The following is a 25,768-nucleotide window of genomic DNA, read 5'->3' on the forward strand; positions in this document are numbered from 1 at the left end:
GCCGCCACGGGCGACCACAACTGCCCACTCGACGAACCGCCGCCACGGCTCAGCACGCCGTCTCCAGCGGTAGCCCTGCGTAGTTCTCCGCCAGCATGCGGGCCGCGGCGGGCGAGCTGACGACCATCTCCAGCTCGGCCGCCTGCCGGCGGAGGTCGAAGTCCGGGACGTCGGAGAACCGGTGCAGCATCGAGGTCATCCACCAGGAGAAGTGCTGGGCCCGCCACACCCGCCCGAGCGCGGTGGCCGTGTACGACTCGACCAGGCGGGGGTCGCGGTCGATGAGGAAGGCGCCCAGCGCCCGGTCGAGGACGTAGACGTCGGCCATGGCGAGGTTGAGGCCCTTCGCGCCGGTGGGCGGCACGGTGTGCGCGGCGTCCCCGGCCAGGAACAGCCGCCCGTGCTGCATCGGCTCGCAGACGAAGCTGCGGAACTGCAGGACGTCCTTCTGGAAGATCCGCCCGGTGGGCACCTCGATGCCCGCCTCGGTGACCCGGGCCTGCAGCTCCTCCCAGATCCGGTCGTCGGGCCAGTCGTCGACCGACGTCGTGGGGTCGCACTGGAAGTAGAGCCGCTGCACGCTCGGCGACCGGGTGGAGATGAGCGCGAACCCGCGCTCGGACCGCGCGTAGACCAGCCCCTCGGCCGCCGCGGGCGCCTCCGCCAGGATGCCGAACCAGGCGAACGGGTACTGCCGGAAGTAGTCGGCCCGCACGCTGCCCTCGGGGATGCACCAGCGGGTGGTCGTCCGCGAGCCGTCGCAGCCGACGACGACGTCGCACTCCAGCCGCACCCGGCGCCCGGCCTCGGTGAACCCGACCACGGGCCGGTCGCTCTCGACGTCCTCGACCGTGGTGCCGGTGATGCCGAGGCGCAGGTCCCCGCCGTCGGCGAGCCGTCGGGCGATGAGGTCCTTGAGCACCTCGTGCTGCGCGTAGACGGTCACCGTGCGGCCACCAGTGAGCTCGGCCATGTCGATCTGGCGCAGCGCGCCGCCGAACGCGAAGTTGATCCGGTCGTGCGGCGCCCCCTCCCGGGCCAGCCGTTCCCCCAGGCCGGTCTGCCGGAGCAGGTCGACCGTCGGCTGCTCGAGCACGCCGGCCTTGATCGTCGCCTCGATCTCCTGGCGGGTGCGCAGGTCGAGCACGACGGAGTCGATGCCGCGCAGGTGGAGCAGGTGGGACAGCATGAGGCCGGCGGGGCCGGCGCCGATGATCGCGACCTGGGTACGCATGACTGATCTCCTCGGGAGGACGTGCCGACGGCACCGCGGGCGCAGGCGCGCCGGCGATGGGGAGGGAACGGCGGACCTGGGTCCGCACGGGAGGGAGGAGCACTGCTCCTCGGGAGCCGCGAGAGGGCTCCGCTCCGGGTCCGTCAGCGGACCCGGGGACTCAGCGGCGGGACGCCACCGGGCGTACGGCAGCGCCGTACGCCCCGGGTACCGGTACCGCGGCCGGCCGGCACGCCATGACGGGGCCCGCGATGTGGCGGGCTCCTGCGTCGTGGCGGGCGGGCATGCCGTTGATCATCGAGGCCGGGACGGGGAGCCGCGAGCGGCATTCCGGACGGCGGAACGCCCGGCCCGGGCCGGCGATGTCGAGAACCGCGAGCCGGTTCCGTCCCTGGGGTGTCCGCGGCCACGATGGGCCGCACCCCACCGAGGAGACGACACGATGGCCAAGTACCTGATGCTCAAGCACTACCGCAGCACGGAGAAGTCGCTGGACTGCGCGCCGATGGACCAGTGGACGCCGGAGGAGGTGTCGGCGCACATCCGGTACATGCAGGACTTCGCCGCGAAGCTGACCGGGACCGGCGAGTTCGTGGGCGCCGAGGGGCTCTCCCCCGACGGCCTGTGGGTCCGGTTCGACGGGGAGGGCCGGCCGCCGGTCACCGACGGTCCGTTCGCCGAGACCAAGGACCTCATCGCCGGCTGGATGCTGGTCGACGTCGACAGCCAGGAGCGCGCGATCGAGCTGGCCGGCGAGCTGTCCGCGGCGCCCGGACCCGACGGTCGGCCGATCCGCGAGTGGCTGGAGCTGCGGCAGGTCATGGGCGCCCCGCCCACCGTCACGGAGTGAGCTCTCCCGTGGACGACGTCCTGGTGCGCAGCCTCGTGCCCGGGGTGCTCGGCGTCCTCGTCCGCCGCGGAGCCGACTTCGCGGCGGCCGAGGACGCCGTCCAGGACGCCCTGGTCGAGGCGCTGCGCAGCTGGCCGGCCGATCCGCCGAGGGACCCGAAGGGCTGGCTGGTGACCGTGGCGTGGCGCCGGTTCCTGGACGCGACCCGGTCCGACGCCGCCCGCCGCCGGCGCGAGGAGGTGGTCGACGAGGAGCCGCCGCCCGGGCCGGCGCCGTCGGCCGACGACACACTGCACCTGTACTTCCTGTGCGCGCACCCGTCGTTGACGCCGGCGTCGGCGGTGGCGCTCACGCTGCGGGCGGTCGGCGGGCTGACCACCCGGCAGATCGCGGCCGCCCACCTGGTGCCCGAGGCGACGATGGCGCAGCGGATCAGCCGGGCCAAGCGCACCCTCGCCGGCGTCCGGTTCGACTCCCCCGGCGACGTCGCGACCGTGCTGCGGGTGCTGTACCTGGTCTTCAACGAGGGGTACTCCGGCGACGTCGACCTGGCGGCCGAGGCGGTACGGCTGACCCGGCAGCTCGCGGCGGCCGTCGACCACCCGGAGGTGGCCGGGCTGCTGGCGCTGATGCTGCTGCACTCCGCCCGCCGCGCGGCACGGACGGCGGACGACGGCAGCCTGGTGCCGCTCGCCGAGCAGGACCGCGCCCGGTGGGACACCGCTCTGATCAGCGAGGGCGTCGACGTCCTGCAGCGCGCGCTGTCACGCGACCGGCTGGGCGAGTTCCAGGCGCAGGCGGCGATCGCGGCGCTGCACGCCGACGCCCGGACCGCCGCGGAGACCGACTGGGTGCAGATCGTCGAGTGGTACGACGAGCTGCTGCGGCTGACCGGCAGCCCCGTGGTGCGGCTCAACCGCGCGGTCGCCGTCGGCGAGGCCGACGGTGCGCGGGCCGGCCTGGCGGCGCTGGCGGAGGTGGACGCGTCGGTCCCCCGCCGCACGGCGGTCGAGGCGCACCTGCGGGAGAAGGACGGCGACCTGGCCGCGGCCGCGCGGCTCTACGTCGCGGCGGCCGCCCAGGCACCCAACACCGCCGAGCGCGACCACCTCACCCGGCAGGCCGCCCGGCTCAACTGCCGCTGAGGCACCGGGCCAGGCCCGGGGCCCGCACGATCAGGGGTTGCCGCCCATGCGGTCGGTGAGGAGGTCCACGTCGATGCCGACCCTCTGGAAGGCCAGGGCGGCCTCCTCGAACGGCACCGGGAACGGCAGCGCGAGCAGCTGCCGCTCCTGCGCCGGCGTGAGGCGCAACAGCGGCAGCAGCTCCTCGACGTGCCGGCGGGTGACCTGCTGCTCGGACAGGTAGCTCATGACGGCTCCGATCTCGGGGGCCAGCGCGGACCGGACCAGACTGCACGCGCAGCGGTGCTCGCGTCAGCGGTCCGGCGGCCGATGCCGGTGCCGGTGCCGGTGCTGGTGCCGGTGTCGACGGCGTCCCGGCAGCCGCCCGGCCGGGCCGGACCGACCGGCGGTCCCCCCTGCGTCGTGCCAGGGTGGCGGCGTGGCTCGCGTGCTGACGGTGTCCGGACCGCTCGACTTCGCCGCGATCCGGGCGGAGGCGGGCGTTCCGGAGGAGTTCCCGCCGGAGGTGCTCGCCGAGGCCGACCGGGTCGCCGCCGACCCGCCGCTCCCCGAGCTGGACCGGACCGACCTGCCCCTGGTGACGATCGACCCACCCGGCGCCCGCGACCTGGACCAGGCCGTCCACCTGGCGCGCACCGCAGGCGGCTACCAGGTGTCCTACGCGATCGCCGACGTCGGCGCCTACGTGCCGCTGGGCAGCGCGATCGACGCCGAGGCCCGCCGCCGCGGCCAGACCGTCTACTGCCCGGACGGGCGGACGCCGCTGCACCCGCCGCAGCTGTCCGAGGGAGCGGCCAGCCTGCTGCCCGGCCAGCTCCGGCCGGCGGCGCTGTGGACCATCGACCTGGACGCCGACGGCGAGGTGACCGCCGTCGACCTGCGCCGGGCCCGGGTCCGGAGCCGCGCCCAGCTGGACTACGGGTCGGTGGGGGCGCAGGTGCCGCGGGAGCTGGCGCTGCTGCCCGAGATCGGCCGGCTGCTGCAGGCCCGCGCCCGTGACCGCGGCGCGATCGAGCTGGGCACGCCGTCGCAGGAGGTGGAGCCCGGGCCCGACGGCGGGTGGGCGGTGGTCTTCCGCGGCCAGTCCGACGTCGAGGGGTGGAACGCGCAGATCTCGTTGCTCACCGGGCGGTGCGCGGCCGGGCTGATGCTCGACGGTGGGGTCGGGATCTTGCGCACGCTGCCGCCGGCCGACCCGGCCGCGGTCGCCGCACTCCGCCGGCTGGCCCCCGGCCTCGGGGTGGACTGGCCGGACGGTGCGGGCCCCGGCGACGTGATCGCCACGTTGGACCCGGCACAGCCCCGGCACGCCGCCTTCCTGGACGCAGCCGCGTCGCTGCTGCGCGGCGCGGCGTACACCGCCTTCGACGGCCGGCCACCCGCCGAGACCGGGCACGGCGGGGTCGGGGCGCCGTACGCGCACGTGACCGCGCCGCTGCGCCGGCTGGTCGACCGGTTCGGCACCGAGGTCTGCCTCGCCCTCGCCGCCGGCGCGGAGCCGGCGCCGGAGCTGCGGGCCGCGCTGCCGGACCTCCCCGGCCTGATGGCGGCGTCGGACCGGCGCACGCGGGACGTCGAGCGCGCCGTCGTCGACCTGGTCGAGGCCACCGTGCTGGCCGGCCGGGTCGGTGAGGTGTTCGACGCCGTCGTGCTCGACGCGGAGGAGCACCGGTGCACCGTGGTGCTCAGCGACCTGGCCGTGCAGGCGCGCTGCGACGTCGCGCTGCCCCCGGGCGAGCGGGTCCGGGTGCGGTTGACCGTCGCCGACCCGGCCACCCGCACGGTGCGGTTCACGGCGGCCGCGGTCTGAACCGCCCCTTCGGAACGAGTCAGGCCGCCCTCCGGGTGGAGGACGGCCTGGTCGATCGGGGTGGAGCTGAGGGGACTCGAACCCCTGACCCCCACACTGCCAGTGTGGTGCGCTACCAGCTGCGCCACAGCCCCTTGGTGCCGACCCGGTCTGGTGTGTCCGAGCCGTTGAGAACAATACATCCCCCGGGACGGCACCCGGTGAGGGGGTCCCCCACCGGGTGCCGTGTCGTCACCGGCCCGCGCCGAACCGCTGGTCGAGGGCCAGGTTGAGCGTCACGACGTCCACCCACGGCGCCCCGATGAAGCCCAGGTCGCGGCCGTGCGTCGCGTCGGCCACCAGCCGCTCGACGTCCGCCTCGGGCAGGCCCCACTCGGCCGCCACCCGGTGCACCTGGAGCGCCGCGTACGCCGGCGAGATCCCCGGGTCCAGCCCCGACCCCGACGCCGTCACCGCGTCGGCCGGCACGTCCGCGAGCGGCACGCCGTTGAGGTCGGCCACCTGCTGCCGCCGCTGCCGCACCGCGTCGAGCAGCTCCGGCGAGTTCGGCCCCAGGTTCGAGCCACCGGACGCCGCCCCGTCGTACGACGACGTCGAGGGTCGCGACTGGAACCACTGCGGCAGCGGGTCGCCGTCCGGGGTGGTGAACGACTGGCCGATCAGCGACGACCCGACCACCTGCCCGTCCCGGCTGATCAGCGACCCGTCCGCCCGATCAGGGGCGACGACCTGCGCCAGACCGGTGATCGCCAACGGGTAGCCGACACCCAGCACGACGGTCGCGACGAGCAGGGCACGGACGGCGGCCACCAGCTGGCGGCCGGAACGGAGAGCGGACATCACGCGATCCCGGGGAGGAGGGAGACCAGCAGGTCGATGAGCTTGATCCCGACGAACGGCAGCACCACGCCGCCGACGCCGTAGACCAGCAGGTTGCGGCGCAACATCGCCGACGCCGAGGACGGCCGGTACGTGACGCCGCGCAGCGCCAGCGGCACCAGCGCCACGATGATCAGCGCGTTGAACACGACGGCCGAGAGGATCGCCGACTCCGGCGAGTGCAGCCGCATCACGTTCAGCGCGTCCAGACCCGGGAAGACCCCGGCGAACATCGCGGGCAGGATCGCGAAGTACTTCGCCAGGTCGTTCGCGATGGAGAACGTCGTCAGCGACCCGCGGGTGATGAGCAGCTGCTTGCCGATCTCCACGATCTCGATCAGCTTCGTCGGGTCGGAGTCGAGGTCGACCATGTTGCCGGCCTCCTTCGCCGCCGACGTCCCGGTGTTCATCGCGACGCCGACGTCGGCCTGGGCGAGCGCCGGGGCGTCGTTGGTGCCGTCCCCGGTCATCGCGACCAGCCGGCCGCCCTCCTGCTCCCGCTGGATCAGCGCCAGCTTGTCCTCCGGCGTCGCCTCGGCCAGCACGTCGTCGATGCCGGCCTCGGCGGCGATCGCCCGGGCGGTCCGCTCGTTGTCGCCGGTGATCATCACCGTGCGGATCCCCATCCGCCGCAGCTCCTCGAACCGCTCGCGCATGCCCGACTTGACGACGTCCTTGAGGTGGATGACACCCAGCACCCGGGCCCGCTCCCCCACCGACTCGGCGAGCAGCAGGGGCGTTCCCCCGGACGCGGAGATGCCGTCGACGACGTCGCCGACCTCTGGGGGCACCGGCCCGTCCAGCGACCGCACCCACGCCAGCACCGCACCCGCGGCGCCCTTGCGCAGCTGGCGCCCGCCGGGCAGGTCGACGCCGCTCATCCGGGTCTGCGCCGTGAACGGCACGAACACCGCCGACTCGAGCTCCCGGCCGCGCAGCCCGTACCGCTCCTTGGCCAGGACGACGACGCTGCGCCCCTCCGGCGTCTCGTCGGCCAGCGAGGCCAGCTGCGCGGCGTCGGCGACCTCGGCGTCCGGCAGCCCGCCGACGGCGATGAACTCCGCGGCCTGCCGGTTGCCGAGCGTGACCGTGCCGGTCTTGTCCAGCAGCAGCGTGTTGACGTCGCCGGCGGCCTCGACCGCGCGGCCGCTCATCGCCAGCACGTTGCGCTGCACCAGCCGGTCCATGCCGGCGATGCCGATGGCCGACAGCAGCGCCCCGATCGTGGTCGGGATCAGGCAGACGACCAGCGCGATCAGCACGGTCACCGACTGCTCGGCACCCGAGTACACCGCCAGCGGCTGCAGCGTCACGACCGCCAGCAGGAACACGATCGTCAGCGAGCTGAGCAGGATGTTCAGCGCGATCTCGTTCGGCGTCCGCTGCCGTGCGGCGCCCTCGACCAGCGCGATCATCCGGTCGACGAACGTCTCTCCCGGCTTGCTGGTGATCTGCACGACGATCCGGTCGCTGAGCACCGTCGTGCCGCCGGTGACCGCCGAGCGGTCGCCGCCGGACTCCCGGATCACCGGCGCCGACTCCCCGGTGATCGCCGACTCGTCGACGCTGGCGATGCCCTCGACGACGTCGCCGTCCCCCGGGACCACCTGGCCGGCGACGACCACGACCCGGTCGCCGGGGCGCAGGTCGGCCGCGGCCTTCTCGGAACCGTCGAGCAGCACCGCGACGGTGGTCTGCCGCGCCCGGCGGAGCGTGTCGGCCTGCGCCTTGCCCCGCCCCTCGGCCACGGCCTCGGCGACGTTGGCGAACAGCACGGTCAGCCACAGCCAGGCGGTGATCAGCCAGCTGAACACCGACGGGTGGACGACGGCGAGCACGGTGGAGAACACCGAGCCGACCCAGACGACGAAGACCACCGGCTGGCGGACCAGGCCGCGTGGGTCGAGCTTGCGGACGGCGCCGGCCAGCGCCGGCCCCCACTCGATCGTCGGCCGCTGCTGCGGCCGGCGCTCCGGAGGGGTGGAGACGGGGCGGTCGAGCGCCCTGTCGTCCAGTGCGGGGTTCATGACAGTCCTTCTGCGAGGGGGCCGAGAGACAGGACGGGGAAGTACGTGAGACCCACGACGACCAGCACCACCGCACTCAGCAGGCCGACGAACAGCGGCTGGTGGGTGGGCAGGGTGCCGGCGGTGGCCGGCGTCCGGCCCTGCGCGGCGAGCCGGCCGGCCAGGGCGAGGACGACGACGATCGGCAGGAACCGGCCGAACGCCATCGCCAGGCCCAGGGCCACGTCGTAGAAGTCGGTGTTCGCGCTCAGCCCCGCGAACGCGGAACCGTTGTTGTTGGCCGCCGAGGTGAACGCGTACAGCACCTCGGACAACCCGTGCGGCCCGTCGTTGAGCATCGAGCTGCGCCCGGCGTCGACCGACATCGCGACCGCGGTGCCGATCAGCACCACCGCGGGGGTGGCCAGCACGTACAGCGAGGCCAGCGTCATCTCCCGCCGTCCGAGCTTCTTGCCCAGGTACTCCGGCGTGCGGCCGACCATGAGCCCGGCGACGAACACCGCGATGACGGCGAGCACCAGCATGCCGTAGAGGCCGGAGCCGACGCCGCCGGGCGCGACCTCGCCCAGCATCATGTCCACCAGCGTCAGCAGGCCGCCGGCGGGCGTGAAGCTGTCGTGCATCGAGTTGACCGCGCCGGTCGAGGTGAGCGTCGTCGCCGAGCCGAACAGCGCCGACAGCGGCCCGCCGAAGCGCACCTCCTGGCCCTCGGCCGCCGCACCCGCCAGCTGCAGCGCGGCACCCCCGGCCCGGGCCTGCGCCCAGCTGGTCAGCGCCACCGACGCCGCGGCCAGCCCGCCCATCACGCCGAGGACCGCGTACCCCTGCCTGCGGTCGCCGACCATCCGGCCGAAGGTGCGCGGCAGCGAGAACGGGATCACCAGGATCAGGAAGACCTGGAACAGCGAGATCCACGCCGACGGCCCCTCGAACGGGTGCGCCGAGTTGGCGTTGTAGAACCCGCCGCCGTTGGTGCCCAGCTCCTTGATGGCCTCCTGCGAGGCGACCGGGCCACCGGGCAGGAACTGCGTCGCGCCGGCCAGGGTGTGCGCGTCGGTGCCGGCGGAGAGGTTCTGCACCACGCCGCCGAGCACCAGCACGACCGCGCCCACGACGGCCAGCGGCAGCAGGATGCGGGTGACCGCGCGGGTCATGTCGACCCAGAAGTTGCCCAGCCGGTCGGTGCGGGTGCGGGCGAACCCGCGCACCAGCGCGACCGCCACCGCGAGGCCGACCGCCGCGGAGACGAAGTTCTGCACCGCCAGCCCGGCCATCTGCACGAGGTGGCCCATCGTCGACTCACCGCTGTAGCCCTGCCAGTTCGTGTTGGTCACGAAGCTGACCGCGGTGTTCCACGCCGAGCCGGACCCGACGGCCGGCATGCCGTTGTCCAGCGGGAGCCACTGCTGCACCCGCTGGAGCAGGTAGAGGAACAGCACCGAGACCACCGAGAACGCCAGCACGCTGCGCAGGTAGACCGGCCACCGCTGCTCGGCGTCGGCGTCCACCCCGACCGCGCGGTGGACCAGCTGCTCCACCCGGCCGTGCCGGGTGGAGGTGAACACCCGGGCCATCCAGTCACCCAGCGGCTTGTGGACGACGGCCAGCGCCGCGACCAGCAGCGCCACCTGCAGCCAGCCGGCTGCCGTCGCGCTCATCAGAACCGCTCCGGGAACAGCAGCGCCGCCAGCAAGTAGAGCACCAGCGCCGCGGCCACCCCCAGACCGGTCCACTGCTCGACACCGCTCACAGCCGCTCCACGCCCTTCACGGCCAGGACCAGCAGCCCGAAGAGCGCCAGCGTCAGCAGCACGTAGACCACGTCGGTCACGTCGTACACACCCTCTTGTCGGTCGGGTGGACGACCCGTCGTCGTCCCTCCACGGGCGGCGACGCTAGGAGCGGTGGAGCGCGGCGAGCGGCGTCTTGACGGGCTCTTGACGGCCGCAGCGGCGTCCTTGACGCGCTGTTGACGTCAGAGGGGTGTCAGCGGCGTCCGCGATGATCAGCAGGTGAGGGGGGAGCCGTGCTGAGGACGCTGCTGGACGCCGTCGCCGGCTGGCCCGCCGCCGCGGTGCTGGCCGCCGCCGGTGCGCTGCTGCTCGCCGAGAGCGGCACGCTGCTCGGGCTGCTGCTGCCCGGCGCCACCACGCTGGTCGCGCTGGGGCTCTGGGCGTCGGCGTCCGGCACGTCGCTCGCGCTGGTCTGCGCCGTCGCCGCCGCGGCCACCGTGGGCGGCGCGCTGCACGGGCTGTGGCGGGGCCGCCACCCGGCGCCGGTGCGCTGGCTGCCGCGGCCGGTGCGCGAGCGGGTCGAGCGGAGCACCATGCGGGCGCGCGGGTGGCTGGCCGAGCACAACGGCCCCGGCGCGTGGCTGCTCCTGCCGGCCGGGCACTGGATCGCCGAGGTGCGCACCCTGCTCCCCCGGCTGGCCGGCGCCGCCGGGGTGCCCCCTCGCGTCGCCGTCCCGGCCATCGTCGTCTCCGGCGCCGGCTGGGCCACCACAGTCGTGACGCTCAGCCGGGCGCTGGGGCCCCGGGTGGTCGACCACGCGCAGTGGGCGGCGGCCGCCGTCCTGGCCGCGCTGCTGCTGGTGCTGGCGGCCCGGCGGCTCCCGCACCACCGCCGCGGGTGACCGACGGGTGTCCCTGACGCGACCTTGACGGATTCTTGACGACTTCGGCCCGCGGGTCGCCGCGACCACTCGTACCGTCGGGTCCCGGGACACCGGAGGGTCCGGGCGGCCCCGACGGGAGAGAACGTGGCCACCTCGACGCCGGTCCGGCGCCACCCGGTGCGCAGCTGGCTGCTGGACGACGAGTCGGCCCAGCAGGGTGCGAGCCACCAGGGCCCGCACGGCGAGCCGGCGCACGAGGAGCAGCGCCGTCCGTGGTGGAAGGTCATGTGCCTCACCGGCGTCGACTACTTCTCCACCCTCGGCTACCAGCCCGGCATCGCCGCGCTCGCCGCCGGCGTCATCTCCCCCATCGCCACCCTGGTGCTCGTCGCGCTCACCCTCCTCGGCGCGCTGCCCGTCTACCGGCGGGTGGCCCGCGAGAGCCCGCGCGGCGAGGGGTCGATCGCGATGCTCGAGCGGCTGCTCACCTTCTGGAAGGGCAAGCTGTTCGTCCTCGCGCTGCTCGGCTTCGCCGCCACCGACTTCATCATCACGATGACCCTCTCGGCGGCCGACGCCACCGCGCACATCGCGGAGAACCCGCACGTCCCGGAGTCCTTCGGCGACCACCGGGTGCTCATCACGCTGTTCCTGCTGGCGCTGCTCGGCGCGGTCTTCCTGCGCGGGTTCGGCGAGGCGATCGGCGTCGCGGTCTACCTGGTCGCCGCCTACCTGGCGCTCAACCTCGTCGTCATCGCCGTCGCGCTGTGGCACGTCGTCACCGCCGCGGACCTGGTGGGCGACTGGACGTCGGCGGTCCGGGCCGAGCACTCCAGCCCGCTCGCCGTCATCGCGGTGGCGCTGATCGTCTTCCCGAAGCTGGCGCTGGGGTTGTCGGGCTTCGAGACCGGCGTGGCCGTCATGCCCCACGTCGACGGCGACCCGGCCGACACCGAGGCGAACCCGGCGGGCCGCGTCCGGGGCACCAAGAAGCTGCTGCTGACCGCCGCGGTGATCATGAGCTGCTTCCTGGTGACCAGCAGCTTCGCCACCACGCTGCTCATCCCGCAGGACGAGTTCGAACCCGGCGGCCAGGCCAACGGCCGGGCGCTGGCCTACCTGGCGCACGAGTACCTGGGCAGCGCGTTCGGCTCGGTCTACGACGTCTCGACGATCTGCATCCTGTGGTTCGCGGGTGCCTCCGCGATGGCCGGGATGCTCAACCTGATCCCCCGGTACCTGCCGCGCTACGGCATGGCCCCGCGGTGGGCCCGGGCCACCCGGCCGCTGGTGCTGGTGCTCACCGGCGCGGCGTTCCTGATCACCTGGGTCTTCGACGCCGACGTCGACGCCCAGGGCGGGGCCTACGCGACCGGCGTGCTGGTGCTCATCACCTCGGCCTCGGTGGCGGTGACGCTGGCCGCCCGGCGGGCCGGCGAGCGGCGCAAGGTCTTCGGCTTCGGCGTGGTCGCGGCGATCTTCGCGTACACGACCGTGGCCAACATCGTCGAGCGGCCCGACGGCCTGAAGATCGGCCTGATCTTCATCGCGACCATCGTGCTCGTCTCGTTCGTCTCCCGGCTGTCCCGGTCGTTCGAGCTGCGCACCACCGACGTCGAGTTCGACGAGCTGGCGCAGATGTTCCTCCGGGACTGCTCGCGCCGACGCGTCCGGCTGGTCGCCAACGAGCCGCAGGCGCGCGACGCCGAGCAGTACCGGGCCAAGCTCGCGCAGATCACCAAGGAGCACGACCTGCCCGACGAGGACGTCGTCTTCATCGAGGTCACCGTCCGCGACCCCTCGGAGTTCGAGAGCGCGATCCGGGTGCACGGCGAGATCTGCCACGGCCAGTACCGGGTGCTCACCCTGGAGAGCTCCTCGGTGCCCAACGCGCTGGCCGCCGTGCTGCTGGCCGCCCGCGACACGACCGGCGTCACGCCGCACATCTACTTCGAGTGGACCGAGGGCAACCCGGCCGCCAACTTCCTGCGGTTCCTGCTCTTCGGCGTCGGCGAGATCGCGCCGGTCACCCGTGAGGTGCTGCGCGAGGCCGAGCCCGACCGCCGCCGCCGTCCGCACGTCCACGTCGGCTGACGAAGGACCCCGCTGCCGCCCGCCGTCCCACTTTCGGCGCCGAAAGTGCTGTCACCTTCGGCGCCGAAAGCCGGTCAGGGCTGCTTCATCTGGGAGACGCGGACGTGGTTGCCGAACGGGTCGCGGAAGCCGAAGTCGATGCCGTAGCCGCGGTCGACCGGCTCCTCGGTGATCTCCACCCCCCGCTGCCTGAACTCGGCGTGGGTCTTGTGCGCGTCGTCGGTGGCGAAGAACAGGTGGCCGCCGGCGGCGCCCTTGCTGATCAGGTCCCGCACCTGGGCGGCGACCTCCTCGCTGTACCCGGGCGGGCCGGGCTTCTCCAGCAGCACCTCGTGGCCGGGGTCGTCGGGCAGCGCGACGGTCAGGAAGCGCATCGGGCCGAAGGCCTGGTCGGTGCGCACCTCGAAGCCGAGCTTGCCGACGTAGAAGTCCAGCGCGGCGTCCTGGTCGGGCACGAAGATCTGGGTGATGGCGATCCGGGTCAACATGGCCCAGACGCTAGGGACGCGGCGCCCCCGCCGGCTTCTCCGAAACTGCTGCATCGCCGGCCGGCCGCAGCCAGGCCATCGCGAAGCAGCTGGGCGCCGGCGGCAGCGGCCCGCGGCGCCGGTGCACGGACGGCGGCTCCCCCACCACCTCGCGGAACACCCGGCTGAACGTGCCCAGGCTGCTGAACCCGACGTCCATGCAGATGTCGGTGACCGTGCGGTCGGTGCACCGCAGCAGCCACATCGCCCGCTCCACCCGGCGCCGCTGGAGGTAGCGGTGCGGGGTCTCGCCGAACGCGGCGCGGAAGGTGCGGATGAAGTGCGCCTCCGACACGTGCGCGATCCGGGCCAGGGTCGGGACGTCGAGCGGCTCGGCGTAGCGGCGGTCCATCGCGTCGCGGGCACGGAGCATCCGCCGGTTGGAGTCCTCGCTCGCCGCGCTCACGGCGCCGATCATGGCAGCGCCCGGCACCCGTCCGGGTGTCTTGACGGGGTCTTGACGCGTCGGCGCCCTCACCTGCACGGACGGAGGCGGATCATGGTCGGCATGGCCCGCGGCACGCTGCGCATCTACCTGGGCGCCGCGCCCGGCGTCGGGAAGACGTTCGCCGCCCTCGGCGAGGCCCGCCGGCGCGCCGAGCGCGGTCAGGACGTCGTCGTCGCGGTGGTCGAGACCCACGGCCGGCCGCGCACCGCCGAGCAGCTCGAGGGCCTCGAGGTGCTGCCCCGGGCGGAGGTCACCCACCGCGGCGTGACGCTGCGCGAGCTGGACGTCGCCGGGGTGCTCGCCCGGGCCCCCGAGGTGGTCGTCGTCGACGAGCTCGCGCACACCAACACGCCGGGCTCGCGCAACGCCAAGCGCTGGCAGGACGTCGAGGAGCTGCTCGCCGCCGGGACCAGCGTGATCACCACGGTGAACGTGCAGCACCTGGAGAGCCTCACCGACGTCGTCGAGCAGATCACCGGCATCACCCAGCAGGAGACCCTGCCCGACGAGGTCGTGCGGCGGGCCGACCAGGTCGAGCTGGTCGACATGTCGCCGGAGTCGCTGCGCCGCCGCATGGCGCACGGCAACGTCTACCCCGCCGAGCGGGTCGACGCGGCGATGGGCAACTTCTTCCGGGTCGGCAACCTGACCGCGCTGCGCGAGCTGGCGCTGCTCTGGCTGGCCGACCGGGTCGACGAGGGCCTGCGCCGCTACAAGTCCGAGCACGACATCGACCACGTGTGGGAGGCCCGCGAGCGGGTCGTCGTGGCCATCACCGGCGGCCCCGAGGGCGAGACGCTCATCCGCCGCGCCGCCCGGGTCGCCCGCCGCAACGGCGACGGGGTGCTGCTCGCCGTCCACGTGCTGCGCGCCGACGGGCTGGCCGGGGCCTCGCCGGACACCCTCGAGCGGCAGCGGGCGCTGGTGGAGAGCCTCGGCGGCACCCACCACCAGGTGGTCGGTGACGACGTGGCCTCGGCGCTGCTCGAGTTCGCCCGCAGCGTCGACGCGACCCAGCTGGTGGTGGGCACCAGCCGCCGCTCCCGCTGGGCCCGCGCGGTCCGGCGCGGCATCGGCGGCGAGGTCATCGCCCGCTCCGGCGAGATCGACGTCCACATGGTCACCCACGCCGCCGCCGGGTCCCGCGGCTGGCGGCTGCCCCGGCCGACCACCGCGGTCACCTGGCGCCGCCGCTGGCTGGCGCTGGCCCTGGCGCTGGTCGGTGTGCCGCTGGTGACCGCGCTGTGCCTCTCCGCCGGTTCGGTGCTGTCGCTGGCCAGCGTGCTGCTGGTGTTCCTGCTGCTGGTCGTCGCCGTGGCGCTGGTCGGCGGCCTCGGCCCGGCGATCGTCGCCGCGGTCATCGGCGGTCTGGCCGAGAACTGGTTCTTCACCCCGCCCACGCACCGGTTCACCGTCAACCGGGTGGACGACGTGGTCGCGCTGGCCGGCTACCTGGTGGTCGCGGTCGCGGTCGCCACCGTCGTCGACCGGTCGGCGCGGCGGGCCACCGAGGCCGCGCGCTCCTCGGCGGAGACGGCGATGCTCGCCTCGCTGTCGCGCTCGGTGCTGGCCGGCGACCGCGGCATCACCAGCATGCTCGAGCAGATCCGCGAGGCCTTCGGGCTGAACGCGGTGAGCATGGTCGAGCGCAACGGCGAGGACGGCGAGCGGATCGTGGGCGAGTGCGGCGGCACCCCCGGCGCGCACCCCGACGAGGTGCCGGTCACCGACACCCTGCTGCTGCGGCTGTGCGGCCGGACGCTGGACGCCGGCGAGCGCCGGGTGCTGGTCGCCTTCGCCGAGCAGGCCGCCGTGGCCCTGCGCCAGGGCCGGCTGTCCGCCCAGGCCGCGGAGGCCGACCGGCTGGCGGCCGGCAACAGCATGCGCACCGCGCTGCTGGCCGCCGTCAGCCACGACCTGCGCACGCCGCTGGCCGGGATCAAGGCCGCGTCGTCCGCGCTGCGGTCGGCCGACCTCGCCCTCACCGACGACGACCGCGCCGAGCTGGTCGACACCGTCGACGAGTCCGCCGACCGGCTCACCGGCCTGGTCGACAACCTGCTGGACATGAGCCGCCTGCAGTCCGGCGTCATCAGCCCCACCGTGTCGCCGGTCGACCTGCCCGCGGTGGTGCACGCGGCGCTGTCATGGCTGGACGACGCCCAGCAGGCCCGGGTCGCGCTCGACGCCCCGGACGACCTGCCGGCCGCCCGCGCCGACGCCGGGCTGCTGGAACGGGTGGTCGCCAACCTGGTCGGCAACGCGACGCAGCACGCGCCCACCGGCCCGGTCGACGTCCGCGCCGGGGTCGCCGCCGGGCGGGTCGAGCTGCGCGTCGTCGACCGCGGGCCGGGCGTGCCGCGGGCCGACCGGGAGCGGGTGTTCGCGCCCTTCCAGCGGCTGGGCGACGCGCCCGCCGGGCAGGGGGTCGGGCTCGGGCTGGCGGTCGCCCGCGGCCTGACCGAGGCGATGGGCGGCACGCTGACCGCCGAGGACACCCCCGGGGGCGGGCTGACCATGGTGCTGTCGCTGGCGCTCGCGGACGCCCCGGCCCCCGCGGCGATGGCATGAGCCGGGTGCTCGTCGTCGACGACGACCCGCACCTGCTGCGGGCGCTGCGGATCAGCCTGCGCGCGGCCGGCCACGAGGTGGTCACCGCACCCGACGGCACGTCCGCGCTGCGCGACGCGGCCGAGGTGCACCCGGACGTCGTCGTCCTGGACCTCGGGCTGCCCGACCTCGACGGCACCGAGGTGCTCGCCGGGCTGCGGCCGTGGTTCACCGGCCCGGTGCTGGTGCTCTCGGCGCGGGCGGACAGCACCGACAAGGTGGAGGCGCTCGACGCCGGCGCCGACGACTACGTGACCAAGCCGTTCGACATGGCCGAGCTGCTGGCCCGGCTGCGCGCGGTGCTGCGGCGCGGCCCCGGGGAGACCGGCGAGGCCAGCGTGGTCACCGACCACTTCACCGTCGACCTCGCCGCGAAGCAGGTGACCGTCGACGGTGCGCCGGTGCGGCTCACCCCCACCGAGTGGGCGTTGCTGTCGGAGCTGGTGCGGGCACCCGGCCGGCTGGTCGGCCAGCGGGAGCTGCTGCAGGCGGTGTGGGGGCCGGCCTACGAGCGGGAGACCAACTACCTGCGGGTCTACCTGGCGCAGCTGCGCCGCAAGCTCGAGCCGAACCCGGCCCACCCGCGGTACCTGCACACCGAACCCGGCATGGGCTACCGCTTCACACCCTGACCCGCCTTCTCGCGAGAGAGCAGGACTACACGTCCACGCCGCGGGCGGCGAGCCACGCGACGGGGTCGATGCGCTTGCCGTTGATGCCGCCCTGGTGCACCTCGAAGTGCAGGTGCGGGCCGGTCGACTGGCCGCGGCTGCCCAGCAGCGCGATCTGCTGGCCGGCCTCGACCACCTGACCGGCCTTGACCAGGATCTTCTCCATGTGGCCGTAGACGGTCACGTCGCCGTTCTCGTGCAGCACGTAGACGGCCAGGCCGAAGCCGCTGGCGGCACCGGCACGCAGCACGACGCCGTCGCCGGCCGCGTACTCCGGGGTGAGCATCGGGGCGGCCAGGTCGACGCCCCAGTGCATGACGCCCCAGCGCATGCAGAAGCAGGTGGTCATCCGGTAGCCGTGCACCGGCAGCACGAAGTCCGGCTTGGCGGCCTCGGCGGCGGCCGCGGCCTCGGCGGCGCGCTTGGCGCGGTTGGCGGCGACCTCCTGCAGCCGGGCCTGCGCCTCGACCTCGGTGATCGCCATCTGCGGCGTCAGCTCGGTCTCGTCGGCCTGGGTCTGGGCGTCCGCGGCGAGCAGCGAGGAGACCGGGGTCTGGTCACCGTCGGCGGACCGCGGCAGCGCCTGGCTGCCCAGCAGCGCGGCGGCCAGGCCACCGGTGACCAGCGCGGCCAGCAGCGCTGCGGGACGGCGACGGCGGAACCGGTGACCGTCGTCCCGGGTCGTCTCGGTCGCCCCGGTGTGCCGCGCTGCCATCCACTGCCTTCCGCCCGCACCCACCGTTCCCCCACGGCGGATCGCCGCGTCACTTAAACACAGCGTTGTCATTCCGTGACCGGTTACTCGGCGTGTCGACTCGAACTCACCGGGCGTGTCCCGGGAGACGCCCATCACCCCGCCGTTGACCTGCGGATTGTTTGAGCGACGACACGCCAGGGCAAGATGAGCCACCGGCGTCCAACCACGGGCGCCACCCGGCCGTCGCGACCCCGCAACCGCGGATCACGGCGCGCCCGGGGACGCACGACCCACGGGAGGGGAACCCGGGGGGCGAGCTGGTCGTCCTCCAGCAGAGCGTTCGCGGTAGAACCCGCGTGCACGCGCGCCTGGACCTGTCGGCCGCGTCCTCGGCGTGTCTCGCCTCGAGCCGGGAGATGGCCTCGAGGCGAGGTGAGCGAATGACAGCAGGGATCGCGCGTCCCGACGAGCAGGCCACCCCGGCCGCCGTCGCACCGGTCCACCCGCTGAACGCGGGGACGCTCCTCCGGCACGCCGAACGGCTGCACGTGCCGGGCTACGACCGGTCCGCCCTGACCCCTGCTGTGGTGCACCTCAGCGTCGGCGGCTTCTCCCGAGCCCACCAGCTCGTCTACTTCGACGAGCTCGCCGAGTCCGGTGACACCGGCTGGGGCGTCGTCGGCGTCGGGCTGCACAGCCCGACCATGCGCGACGCGCTGGCCCCCCAGGACACCCTCTACACGCTCGTCGAGCGCGACGCCGGGGTCGAGCGGGCCCGGGTGGTCGGCGCGATGGTCGACTACGTCTACGCCCCCGACGACCCCGAGCGGGTGCTGTCGGTGCTCGCCGACCCGCGCACCCGGCTGGTCACCATGACCATCACCGACGCCGCGTACCTGGTCGACCGGCGCACCGGCGAGTACCGGCCGGACGCCGAGGCGCTGCGCGACCTGGCCACCCCGCACCAGCCCCGCTCGGTGTTCGGCCACCTGGTCGAGGCGCTGGCCCGGCGGCGGACGGCGGGGCTGCCGCCGTTCACCGTGCTCTCCTGCGACAACGTGCCCGCCAACGGCGCGGTCACCCGGGCCGCGGTCGTCGGCCACGCCCAGCGGGTCGACGAGGTGCTGGCCCGCTGGATCGCCGACACCGTCGCCTTCCCCAGCAGCATGGTCGACCGGATCACGCCCGCCACCAGCCCCGAGGAGCGGGCCGCGATCGCCGAGCGGTTCGGCGTCGACGACCGCTGGCCGGTGGTCACCGAGCCGTTCACGCAGTGGTTCATCGAGGACTCGTTCAGCGCCGGGCGCCCGCCGCTGGACGGCGTCGGCGTCCGGTTCGTGCCCGACGTCGCCCCGTACGCGCTGATGAAGACCCGGCTGCTCAACGCCGGCCACTCGGCGCTCGGCCACCTGGGCGTGCTGGCCGGCCACCAGCGGATCGACCAGCTGATGGCCGACGAGCTGTTCCGCGGGTTCATCCGCCGGCTGATGGCCGAGGAGGTCGGGCCGCTGCTGCCGCCACCGCCGGGGATCGACCTCGACGAGTACCAGCAGGTGCTGCTCGGCCGGTTCGCCAACCCGGCGATCGCCGACGGGCTCGACCGGCTGTGCCGGCGGAGCTCGACGAAGATCCCCGGCAACCTCCTGCCGTCGCTGCGCGCGGCGCGGCGGGCGGGCCGGCCCAGCGAGCTGCTCACCCTCGCGGTGGCCGGCTGGGTGCGCTACCTGCGCGGCACCGACCTGGCCGGACGCCCGCTGCAGCTGCCGGACGCCCGGGCCGCCGAGCTCGGTGCGCTGGCTCGCGCCGGCGGCACCGACCCGCGCCCGCTGCTGGCCGCGCCGGGGCTGTTCGGCGACCTGGCCGACGACGCCGGGTTCGTGGCCGCGCTGACCGAGGACCTCGAGCAGCTCGACCGGGACGGCGTCGCCGCGACGCTGGCCGCGCACCTCACCGCGGAGCTCGCGCCGAACGTCACCGCACGCCTGTCCCCCACCCTGGCTGGACAACCGACCGGTGCCGTCCGGGATCATCCGCACACGGCCGCCCGTCCGGGCGACCGCGCCCCCGCCCTGCGCCCGCGGCCGGCCCGACCCGTCCTGACCCCCGACAGGAGGACGCAGCGATGACTGCGCTCCCCGCGCTCCCCGCGGGCCTGCACGCCCTCCTCTGCGACGCCGACGGGAACCTGTTCCCGTCGGAGGAGCCCGCCTTCGAGGCCTCGGCGGAGGTGACCAACCGCTTCCTGGCCGCGCACGGTGTGGGCCGGCGGTACACCGCCGAGGAGCTGCGCCGGACGTCCACGGGCAAGAACTTCCGGACGACGGCCACCGACCTGGCCGCGGACGCCGGTGTCGCGGTGACCGACCTCGAGGAGTGGGTGGCCGAGGAGAAGCGCGCGGTCAGCGAGCACCTCGGCCGGGTGCTCACCCCCGACGCGGAGGTCGTCGGCACCCTCACCGAGCTGGGGCGCGAGCTGACCCTGGCCGCGGTCAGCTCCAGCGCGCTCACCCGGCTGGACGCCTGCTTCCGGGCCGCCGGTCTCGCCGGGCTGCTGCCCGCCGAGCGGCGGTTCAGCGCCGAGGACTCGCTGCCCACCCCCACCAGCAAGCCCGACCCGGCTGTCTACCTGCACGCCTGCGCGGAGCTGGGCATCGCCCCCGAGCAGGGCCTGGCGGTCGAGGACTCGCTGCCCGGTGCGCTGTCCGCGGTCCGCGCCGGCTGCCCCACGGTGGGCAACCTGCGGTTCGTGCAGCCCGCCGAGCGGGCCGAGCGGGAGGCGCAGCTGCGCGACGCGGGCGTCGTCGCCGTCGTCTCGTCGTGGACCGAGCTGGCCGAGCTGGTCCGCCCGGTGCTGGCCGGGGTGGTCGCCCGATGAGGGTCGTCTACCACTCGCTGCGCGGCCAGTTCTCCGACAGCCCCCGGGCCGTCTACGAGCGGCTGCGCGGGCGCCCGGACGTCGAGCACGTCTGGCTCACCGCGCCGCGCTGGGAGGGCGTCTTCCCCGCTGACGTGGAGAAGGCCGGCTACGGCACGCCGGAGGGCCGGGCGGCGCTGGAGTCCGCGGACGTGGTCGTCTCCAACGACCACCTCGACGTGGTCTGGGAGAAGCCGGCCGGCACGCTGTACCTGCAGACCTGGCACGGCACCCCGCTCAAGCGCATCCACCGCGACGTGATGTGGGCGCCGGAGGGGCGGCTGGACCGGCTGGAGCTGGACATCGCCCGCTGGGACCACCTGCTCTCCCCCAACGCCGTCAGCACGCCGCGGCTGCGCCGGGCGTTCGGCTACACCGACCGCCCCGTGCACGAGACCGGCTACCCGCGCAACGACGTCCTCAACGCGCCGGACCGGGACGCCCGCCGGGCCGCCGTCAGAGAGCAGCTGGGCGTGGCCGACGGGGTCACCGCCGTGCTCTACACGCCGACCTGGCGCGACGACACGGTCTTCGGCGAGGGCCTGCCCGACCACTCGCTGGCGCTGGACGTCGCGGAGTTCGCCCGCCGGCTGGGCGAGGACCACGTGCTGCTGCTGCGGCTGCACTCGATGGTGCTCGACCGGCTGGAGCTGCCCGAGGGCGCGCCGGTGGTCGACGTCTCCGGGCACCCGGAGGTGAGCGACCTGTACCTGGCGGCCGACCTGATGGTCACCGACTACTCGTCGACGATGTTCGACTTCGCGGTGACCGGCAAGCCGCTGCTGTTCTTCACCTACGATCTCGACCACTACCGCAACACGCTGCGCGGCTTCTACTTCGACCTGGAGGACGTCGCCCCCGGGCCGATGCTCGCCACCAGCGACGAGGTGCTGACCGCGATCCGGGACGTCGAGGACGTCGCGGCCGCGCACGCCGACGCGTACGCCGCGTTCCGGCAGACGTTCACGTCGCTCGAGGACGGCCACGCCACCGACCGGGTGGTCGACGTCATCTCCTCCGGCAGCACCCCCGCTGCCCTGGAGGGCACCACCACCGAGGGAGGACACGAGCATGCGCTCCGCTGACCAGCTCAGCTCCGGCCGGGCCCACGAGGTCGGCCCCATGACCGATCTGCCCTCGCTGCGGTCCGTCGAGTCGTCGGTCCAGGTGGTCATCCTGGCCGCAGGCATGGGCACCCGGCTGGGCCGCCCGCACCCCAAGCCGCTGACCCCCCTGGTCGACGGCCGGACGATCATGCAGCAGCAGCTGGACGGCATCCGCGCCGTCTTCGGCCCGGACACCTCGGTGACCGCGATCGTCGGGTTCAAGAAGAAGAAGATCATGGCGGCGGTCCCCGACCTGCTCTTCGCCTTCAACCCCGACTACCGGTCGACCAACACCTCCAAGAGCCTGCTGCGCGCCCTGCGCACCACCCGCCCCGGCGGCGTGCTCTGGGTGAACGGCGACGTGGTGTTCGAGCCGGCGGTGCTCGACGAGACCACCGAGCTGGTGCGCGCCGACCAGAGCTTCGTCTGCGTCGACACCTCGGCGGTCGCCGACGAGGAGGTCAAGTACACCCTGGACGACGACGGCTTCATCGCCGAGCTGTCCAAGACGGTCGTCGGCGGGCTGGGCGAGGCGGTGGGCATCAACTACGTGTCCGCCGCCGACAAGCCGGTGCTCATCCGGCACCTGGCCGCCTGCGCCGACCAGGACTACTTCGAGCGCGGCATCGAGACGGCGATCGCCGAGGAGGGCCTGCGCTTCCGGCCGGTCGACATCTCCCGGTTCTCCGCCGTGGAGGTCGACTTCGAGGCCGACCTGTCCCGCGCGAACTCCTCGCTGAGCGGCTGGAGCGTCCTCCCCCGGATCTCCTCCGACCTGCTCTGAACCCGCCCTCGGCGCCGGGAGCGGGTCCGCTTCCGGCGCCGAAGGCGGAGCAGGACCGGGTCAGCCCTTGGCGACCAGCTCGAGGTCGTGGGCCATGTCCTTGGGCGTGTCGGCGGCGTTGAAGGCCACGTGCGCCTTGCCGTCGGCACCGTAGAGCAGCACCAGCGCTGAGTGCGTCTGCCCGCCGTCCTCGGCCAGCGGGACGCCGGCGGCGAGCTGGGCCTGGTCGAGCTGCTGCTGGTCACCGGTGAGCCCGACGAACTTCGTCGGCAGGTCGCCGTCGAACCGGCCCAGCCACGTGCCCAGCGCCTGGGGGGTGTCCCGGGCCGGGTCGGTGGTCACGAACACGACGTTGGTCTTCTGCGCGACCGCCGGGTCGACCTGGCGCAGCGCGACCGCGATGTCGGCCATCGTGGTCGGGCAGACGTCGGGGCAGTTGGTGTACCCGAAGAAGAGCAGCGTCGGGTTGCTGCCGGTGCGCTGGGCGAAGTCGTAGCCGGCACCGGACACGTCGGTGAGGGTGAACTCCGGCTTCTGGTAGGGCGTGCCGAGGTTGGTGCCCTCGTACGGCCCGGAGCCGCCGCCCTCGGCCTCGGCCGGGGCGCCGTGCTGGTGCCCGGACGACGAGGCCGCGGCCGCGTCCCCGGAGTCGTCCCCGGAGCAGGCGGCGAGCAGCAGGCCCGAGGACAGCAGCAGCGCGGCCAGCGCCCGGCGGGGGGTCTGCGAGGTCACGGCTTCACGGTACGTCGGCGCGCGGTGAGGCCCAGGAACAGCCCGGCCAGCCCGGCGAGCAGGCCGGCGATGCCGACGACCAGCGCGGCGACCGCCGTCCCGTTGCCCCCGTCGTCGTCCGTGGCGGGGGCGGCGGCGGTCGTCGTCCCCTGCCCACCGGCGGTGTCACCGGTCAGCCGCAGCGTCGGTGCCGGGTGCTCCGGCTCGCCCTGGCCCTCGACCGTCGGCTCGATCCACGCGGACTCGGTGCCGTCGCTGTAGGTCTGGACGGCGTTGAAGGTGAGCGAGTCCACATCGGGGACCGGCCCGCCGGACAGCGAGAACTCCTGGAACTGGCCGGGCGCGATGCCGCCGCCGGCGTCGGCGCGGTACTCGACCACGGTGACGGCGGTGGTGATCTCGTCGCCGTCGTCGGTCTTCACGGGCTCGGGCAGGTTGCCGGTGGTCAGGGTGACCGTCCAGCCGGGCACCGGCTCGGCCCGCATCGAGGTGATCGGGTGGTCGGTGGGCAGCTGGATGCGCAGCCCGACGGTGCTGGCCGAGTCGCTCTCGTTGGGCACCCGGAAGGTGAACTTGCCGTACCCGCCGGGCGCGGCGTCGGGCGAGGACACCGTGACGTGCGCGGAGGCGGTGCCCGCCCCGGCGACGACCAGGGCGGCGAGCGCGGCGACCACGACGCCCGATCGGCGGACGGGACGGGGCAGGTGCAGGGACAACGAAGCTCCTTCTGGACAGCGGGCAGGGCGGGTCGGGTGGGTGGTGAGGACGGTGGTCAGCGGACCAGGAAGTCGGTGCTGGCGGTGACGGCGGTGAACTCGTCGAGCCGGACGGTCACGGTGAGCGTCCAGCTGCCGGAGGTGGGCAGGTCTGGGTCGAACGTGTAGTGGCCGGGGCCGGCGGGGGCGAGCGTCGCGGGCAGCGGGCCGATCTGCTGCGCGCGCTCGGTGAGGGTGACGCCGATCTCCCGCGGCTGGGTCAGCTCGCCGTCGGCGTCGAACAGGTAGACGTGCCCGGTGTTCGGGCCGGGGCGGGCGGGCTCCAGCTCGACCTGCACGGTGCCGTTGCCGGCGGTGCCGCCCGCCGAGCGCAGCGGGAGGGTGACCTCGACGGGCTGGGCGACGGCCGCCTGCGCCGGCGGCAGCCCGACCAGCACCGCCGACAGCGCGAGGACGACGACCGCGCCGATCCCCTCGACGAGCACCCAGCGGCGCAGCGCGCCCAGCGTCGCGGGCTGCTCGGCCGGCTCCGCGGCGTCGTCGGGGTCGGGCAGCGCGGCGGGGTCCGGGGCGGCCGGGCCGGCCGCGAACGCCTGGGCGACCACCGGGCGGCGGGGCCGGCGCCGCCCCGACCGCGGGCCGGCGCCGAGCTGCTGCTGCACCCAGTCGCGGCTGAGCGCGGCCAGCGCGAGCACGACCAGGACGACGGCGACCTTGCTGATCAGCACCCAGCCGTACGCGGTGTGCACCAGCGCGGTGGGCGACCCGACCTGCCGCACCGACTGCACGACCCCGCTGAGCACCAGCGCGACCACCACCACCGACGCCACCTGCGACCAGCGCGGCAGCACCGACACCAGGTCGGTGGCCGAGGTGCCCCGGCGCAGCACCACGGCGAACAGCACGACCAGCCCACCGAGCCAGACGGTCATCGCGGCCACGTGCACCGCGGTGACCAGCACCTCCAGCGCCGCGAGCCGGCCGGCCACCGGGTGGCCGACACCGGCGACGGTGAGCACCACGGCGACCGCCGCGACGGTCACGGCGACGGCGCCGCCCGTACCGGGGCCGCGGCGGGCGCGCCACCAGGGCAGCAGCACCAGCGCGGCGACGAGGGTGAGCACCAGCCGCACCAGCAGCGTGCGGCCGTAGGTGGAGCCGGCGGTGGTCGACAGCAGCTGCGGGTCCAGCAGCGACCCGATCCCCTCCCCGGCGGCGTAGGGGCCCTGCAGCAGCAACGCCCCGACCGTGCCGGCGGCGACCGCGGCGAGCCCGGCGCCGGACAGCCGGCGCAGCAGCGGCGACCCCCAGCCGCCGGGCCACAGCAGGAGCAGGAACGCCGGCACCCCCAGCCCGAGGACCAGGCCGGCGTAGGTGACCCAGCGGGTGACCGGCAGCGCGGCGCCCACGACCGGGTCGACGTCGTCGCCCCCGCCGGCGGCCGCGCTGGCCGGCAGCAGCTCGCCGTCGCCGACCACGAAGGAGAAGGCACCCGAGACCGGGTGCGAGTCGGCCGAGACCACCCGGTAGGTGACGACGTAGCTCGCGTCGGGCAGCCCGCTGCGCAGGCCCACCGACACGGTGGTGTCGCTGACCTCCGGCGAGCCGGTGTCGACGCGGCCGCCGCCGGGCGCGAGCACCCGCAGGTAGCCGGCACCGATCGAGACGTCCTCGGTGAACCGCAGCCGCACCTCGTCCGGCGCGGTGTCCAGCCGGGCGCCCTGCGCCGGGGTGGCGCCGACGAGGCCGGCGTGCGCGGCCGCCGGGGAGGCGGTCAGGACGCCCTGCAGCAGCAGCGTCCCGAGCAGTGCGGCCAGCAGCAGGACAGCGGTGGGCGGTCTCCTCACGCGGGGGCCTGCCCGGGCCGGTCGTTCTCTCGCACGGTGGGGTAGTCGTCGCGCGGCGCCG

General features: G+C 74.6%; 23 protein-coding genes and 1 tRNA gene. 11 read left to right on the top strand and 13 right to left on the bottom strand.

Going from position 1 to position 25,768, the window contains the following annotated elements; translation table 11 throughout:
* Positions 1–49 precede the first annotated feature (49 nt).
* Positions 50–1,234 carry a 4-hydroxybenzoate 3-monooxygenase gene (locus AB0J00_RS09890; protein WP_357743579.1) on the bottom strand — a complete coding sequence of 395 codons (1,185 nt, stop codon included), beginning with the start codon at positions 1,232–1,234 and terminating at the stop codon, positions 50–52.
* Between the two features lie 442 nt (positions 1,235–1,676).
* Here AB0J00_RS09890 and AB0J00_RS09895 point away from each other — a divergent pair, with 442 nt between their 5' ends.
* On the top strand, positions 1,677–2,084 hold the full coding sequence (locus tag AB0J00_RS09895) for a YciI family protein (RefSeq protein WP_357743581.1): 408 nt from the start codon (positions 1,677–1,679) through the stop codon (positions 2,082–2,084).
* A complete protein-coding gene (locus tag AB0J00_RS09900; RefSeq protein ID WP_357743583.1) occupies positions 2,081–3,229 on the top strand; it encodes a DUF6596 domain-containing protein in 1,149 nt (382 codons plus the stop codon). The genes AB0J00_RS09895 and AB0J00_RS09900 overlap by 4 nt, the downstream gene beginning before the upstream one ends.
* A 30-nt stretch (positions 3,230–3,259) precedes the next feature.
* Here AB0J00_RS09900 and AB0J00_RS09905 read toward each other — a convergent pair whose 3' ends face one another.
* Positions 3,260–3,457 carry a hypothetical protein gene (locus AB0J00_RS09905; protein WP_357743585.1) on the bottom strand — a complete coding sequence of 66 codons (198 nt, stop codon included), beginning with the start codon at positions 3,455–3,457 and terminating at the stop codon, positions 3,260–3,262.
* 190 nt (positions 3,458–3,647) lie between these two features.
* On the opposite strand from AB0J00_RS09905, the gene AB0J00_RS09910 reads away from it, so the two are divergent.
* On the top strand, positions 3,648–5,039 hold the full coding sequence (locus tag AB0J00_RS09910; protein WP_357743587.1) for an RNB domain-containing ribonuclease: 1,392 nt from the start codon (positions 3,648–3,650) through the stop codon (positions 5,037–5,039).
* Positions 5,040–5,100: 61 nt separating this feature from the next.
* Here the strand turns inward: AB0J00_RS09910 and AB0J00_RS09915 are convergent.
* The 5 genes from AB0J00_RS09915 to kdpF all read right to left on the bottom strand — a co-directional run bounded on the left by AB0J00_RS09915 (position 5,101) and on the right by kdpF (position 9,695).
* Positions 5,101–5,173 (bottom strand) — tRNA-Ala (locus AB0J00_RS09915).
* A 97-nt stretch (positions 5,174–5,270) separates the two neighbouring features.
* Positions 5,271–5,879 (bottom strand): potassium-transporting ATPase subunit KdpC, encoded by a 609-nt coding sequence (kdpC, locus tag AB0J00_RS09920; RefSeq protein WP_357743588.1) that lies wholly within the window; start codon positions 5,877–5,879, stop codon positions 5,271–5,273.
* Positions 5,879–7,945: a potassium-transporting ATPase subunit KdpB gene (gene kdpB / locus AB0J00_RS09925; RefSeq protein ID WP_357743590.1), complete on the bottom strand. Its 2,067-nt coding sequence runs from the start codon at positions 7,943–7,945 to the stop codon at positions 5,879–5,881. Before kdpB ends, kdpC begins: the two co-directional genes overlap by 1 nt.
* Entirely contained in the window at positions 7,942–9,603 is a 1,662-nt protein-coding gene (gene kdpA / locus AB0J00_RS09930; protein ID WP_357743592.1) for a potassium-transporting ATPase subunit KdpA, read from the bottom strand. Before kdpA ends, kdpB begins: the two co-directional genes overlap by 4 nt.
* A complete protein-coding gene (kdpF, locus tag AB0J00_RS09935) occupies positions 9,603–9,695 on the bottom strand; it encodes a K(+)-transporting ATPase subunit F (protein WP_357743593.1) in 93 nt (30 codons plus the stop codon). Before kdpF ends, kdpA begins: the two co-directional genes overlap by 1 nt.
* Before the next feature lie 275 nt (positions 9,696–9,970).
* Between kdpF and AB0J00_RS09940 the strand changes: the two genes are divergently transcribed.
* Together AB0J00_RS09940 and AB0J00_RS09945 are read left to right on the top strand one after the other, a co-directional pair.
* Positions 9,971–10,579, top strand: a complete 609-nt coding sequence (locus AB0J00_RS09940) for a hypothetical protein (protein WP_357743595.1) — start codon at positions 9,971–9,973, stop codon at positions 10,577–10,579.
* Positions 10,580–10,705: 126 nt separating this feature from the next.
* Positions 10,706–12,655, top strand: a complete 1,950-nt coding sequence (locus AB0J00_RS09945; RefSeq protein WP_357743597.1) for an amino acid transporter — start codon at positions 10,706–10,708, stop codon at positions 12,653–12,655.
* A 74-nt stretch (positions 12,656–12,729) separates the two neighbouring features.
* On the opposite strand, the gene AB0J00_RS09950 is transcribed toward AB0J00_RS09945, so the two are convergent.
* Positions 12,730–13,143 carry a VOC family protein gene (locus AB0J00_RS09950; RefSeq protein WP_357743599.1) on the bottom strand — a complete coding sequence of 138 codons (414 nt, stop codon included), beginning with the start codon at positions 13,141–13,143 and terminating at the stop codon, positions 12,730–12,732.
* A gap of 10 nt (positions 13,144–13,153) precedes the next feature.
* The gene (locus AB0J00_RS09955; RefSeq protein WP_357743601.1) at positions 13,154–13,588 is read right to left on the bottom strand and encodes an AraC family transcriptional regulator; all 435 of its coding nucleotides are present in this window, start codon (positions 13,586–13,588) and stop codon (positions 13,154–13,156) included.
* A 102-nt stretch (positions 13,589–13,690) separates the two neighbouring features.
* Here AB0J00_RS09955 and AB0J00_RS09960 point away from each other — a divergent pair, with 102 nt between their 5' ends.
* Together AB0J00_RS09960 and AB0J00_RS09965 are read left to right on the top strand one after the other, a co-directional pair.
* Positions 13,691–16,201: a DUF4118 domain-containing protein gene (locus tag AB0J00_RS09960; protein WP_357743602.1), complete on the top strand. Its 2,511-nt coding sequence runs from the start codon at positions 13,691–13,693 to the stop codon at positions 16,199–16,201.
* Positions 16,198–16,872, top strand: a complete 675-nt coding sequence (locus AB0J00_RS09965; RefSeq protein WP_357743605.1) for a response regulator transcription factor — start codon at positions 16,198–16,200, stop codon at positions 16,870–16,872. The genes AB0J00_RS09960 and AB0J00_RS09965 overlap by 4 nt, the downstream gene beginning before the upstream one ends.
* A gap of 25 nt (positions 16,873–16,897) precedes the next feature.
* Here the strand turns inward: AB0J00_RS09965 and AB0J00_RS09970 are convergent, their stop codons facing one another.
* Positions 16,898–17,626 carry a M23 family metallopeptidase gene (locus AB0J00_RS09970; RefSeq protein ID WP_357743607.1) on the bottom strand — a complete coding sequence of 243 codons (729 nt, stop codon included), beginning with the start codon at positions 17,624–17,626 and terminating at the stop codon, positions 16,898–16,900.
* A 422-nt stretch (positions 17,627–18,048) separates the two neighbouring features.
* Here AB0J00_RS09970 and AB0J00_RS09975 point away from each other — a divergent pair, with 422 nt between their 5' ends.
* The 4 genes from AB0J00_RS09975 to AB0J00_RS09990 are packed head-to-tail and all read left to right on the top strand — an operon-like array spanning position 18,049 to position 22,412.
* Positions 18,049–19,734, top strand: a complete 1,686-nt coding sequence (locus AB0J00_RS09975; protein ID WP_357743609.1) for a mannitol dehydrogenase family protein — start codon at positions 18,049–18,051, stop codon at positions 19,732–19,734.
* Positions 19,731–20,483 (top strand): HAD family phosphatase, encoded by a 753-nt coding sequence (locus AB0J00_RS09980; RefSeq protein WP_357743611.1) that lies wholly within the window; start codon positions 19,731–19,733, stop codon positions 20,481–20,483. Before AB0J00_RS09975 ends, AB0J00_RS09980 begins: the two co-directional genes overlap by 4 nt.
* Positions 20,480–21,607 (top strand): CDP-glycerol glycerophosphotransferase family protein, encoded by a 1,128-nt coding sequence (locus AB0J00_RS09985; RefSeq protein ID WP_357743613.1) that lies wholly within the window; start codon positions 20,480–20,482, stop codon positions 21,605–21,607. The genes AB0J00_RS09980 and AB0J00_RS09985 overlap by 4 nt, the downstream gene beginning before the upstream one ends.
* A 37-nt stretch (positions 21,608–21,644) precedes the next feature.
* Positions 21,645–22,412 (top strand): NTP transferase domain-containing protein, encoded by a 768-nt coding sequence (locus AB0J00_RS09990; protein ID WP_357743615.1) that lies wholly within the window; start codon positions 21,645–21,647, stop codon positions 22,410–22,412.
* A gap of 60 nt (positions 22,413–22,472) precedes the next feature.
* On the opposite strand, the gene AB0J00_RS09995 is transcribed toward AB0J00_RS09990, so the two are convergent.
* The 3 genes from AB0J00_RS09995 to AB0J00_RS10005 are packed head-to-tail and all read right to left on the bottom strand — an operon-like array spanning position 22,473 to position 25,707.
* Positions 22,473–23,144, bottom strand: a complete 672-nt coding sequence (locus tag AB0J00_RS09995; protein WP_357743617.1) for an SCO family protein — start codon at positions 23,142–23,144, stop codon at positions 22,473–22,475.
* Positions 23,141–23,860 (bottom strand): YcnI family protein, encoded by a 720-nt coding sequence (locus tag AB0J00_RS10000; RefSeq protein ID WP_357743619.1) that lies wholly within the window; start codon positions 23,858–23,860, stop codon positions 23,141–23,143. Before AB0J00_RS10000 ends, AB0J00_RS09995 begins: the two co-directional genes overlap by 4 nt.
* Positions 23,861–23,916: 56 nt before the next feature.
* Positions 23,917–25,707: a copper resistance CopC family protein gene (locus AB0J00_RS10005; RefSeq protein WP_357743621.1), complete on the bottom strand. Its 1,791-nt coding sequence runs from the start codon at positions 25,705–25,707 to the stop codon at positions 23,917–23,919.
* Between the last annotated feature and the right edge of the window lie 61 nt (positions 25,708–25,768).

Origin of the sequence: Modestobacter sp. NPDC049651, assembly GCF_040659695.1 — a bacterium.
Classification (GTDB): domain Bacteria; phylum Actinomycetota; class Actinomycetes; order Mycobacteriales; family Geodermatophilaceae; genus Modestobacter.

Excerpts from the sequence above, each read along its gene's own strand:
- AB0J00_RS09890 (WP_357743579.1), bottom strand. The coding sequence starts at position 1,234 with ATGCGTACCCAGGTCGCGATCATCGGCGCCGGCCCCGCCGGCCTCATG.
- AB0J00_RS09895 (WP_357743581.1), top strand. The coding sequence starts at position 1,677 with ATGGCCAAGTACCTGATGCTCAAGCACTACCGCAGCACGGAGAAGTCG.
- AB0J00_RS09905 (WP_357743585.1), bottom strand. The coding sequence starts at position 3,457 with ATGAGCTACCTGTCCGAGCAGCAGGTCACCCGCCGGCACGTCGAGGAG.
- kdpC (WP_357743588.1), bottom strand. The coding sequence starts at position 5,879 with ATGTCCGCTCTCCGTTCCGGCCGCCAGCTGGTGGCCGCCGTCCGTGCC.
- kdpB (WP_357743590.1), bottom strand. The coding sequence starts at position 7,945 with ATGAACCCCGCACTGGACGACAGGGCGCTCGACCGCCCCGTCTCCACC.
- kdpA (WP_357743592.1), bottom strand. The coding sequence starts at position 9,603 with ATGAGCGCGACGGCAGCCGGCTGGCTGCAGGTGGCGCTGCTGGTCGCG.
- AB0J00_RS09950 (WP_357743599.1), bottom strand. The coding sequence starts at position 13,143 with ATGTTGACCCGGATCGCCATCACCCAGATCTTCGTGCCCGACCAGGAC.
- AB0J00_RS09960 (WP_357743602.1), top strand. The coding sequence starts at position 13,691 with ATGGCCCGCGGCACGCTGCGCATCTACCTGGGCGCCGCGCCCGGCGTC.
- AB0J00_RS09965 (WP_357743605.1), top strand. The coding sequence starts at position 16,198 with ATGAGCCGGGTGCTCGTCGTCGACGACGACCCGCACCTGCTGCGGGCG.
- AB0J00_RS09970 (WP_357743607.1), bottom strand. The coding sequence starts at position 17,626 with ATGGCAGCGCGGCACACCGGGGCGACCGAGACGACCCGGGACGACGGT.
- AB0J00_RS09975 (WP_357743609.1), top strand. The coding sequence starts at position 18,049 with ATGACAGCAGGGATCGCGCGTCCCGACGAGCAGGCCACCCCGGCCGCC.
- AB0J00_RS09980 (WP_357743611.1), top strand. The coding sequence starts at position 19,731 with ATGACTGCGCTCCCCGCGCTCCCCGCGGGCCTGCACGCCCTCCTCTGC.
- AB0J00_RS09985 (WP_357743613.1), top strand. The coding sequence starts at position 20,480 with ATGAGGGTCGTCTACCACTCGCTGCGCGGCCAGTTCTCCGACAGCCCC.
- AB0J00_RS09990 (WP_357743615.1), top strand. The coding sequence starts at position 21,645 with ATGACCGATCTGCCCTCGCTGCGGTCCGTCGAGTCGTCGGTCCAGGTG.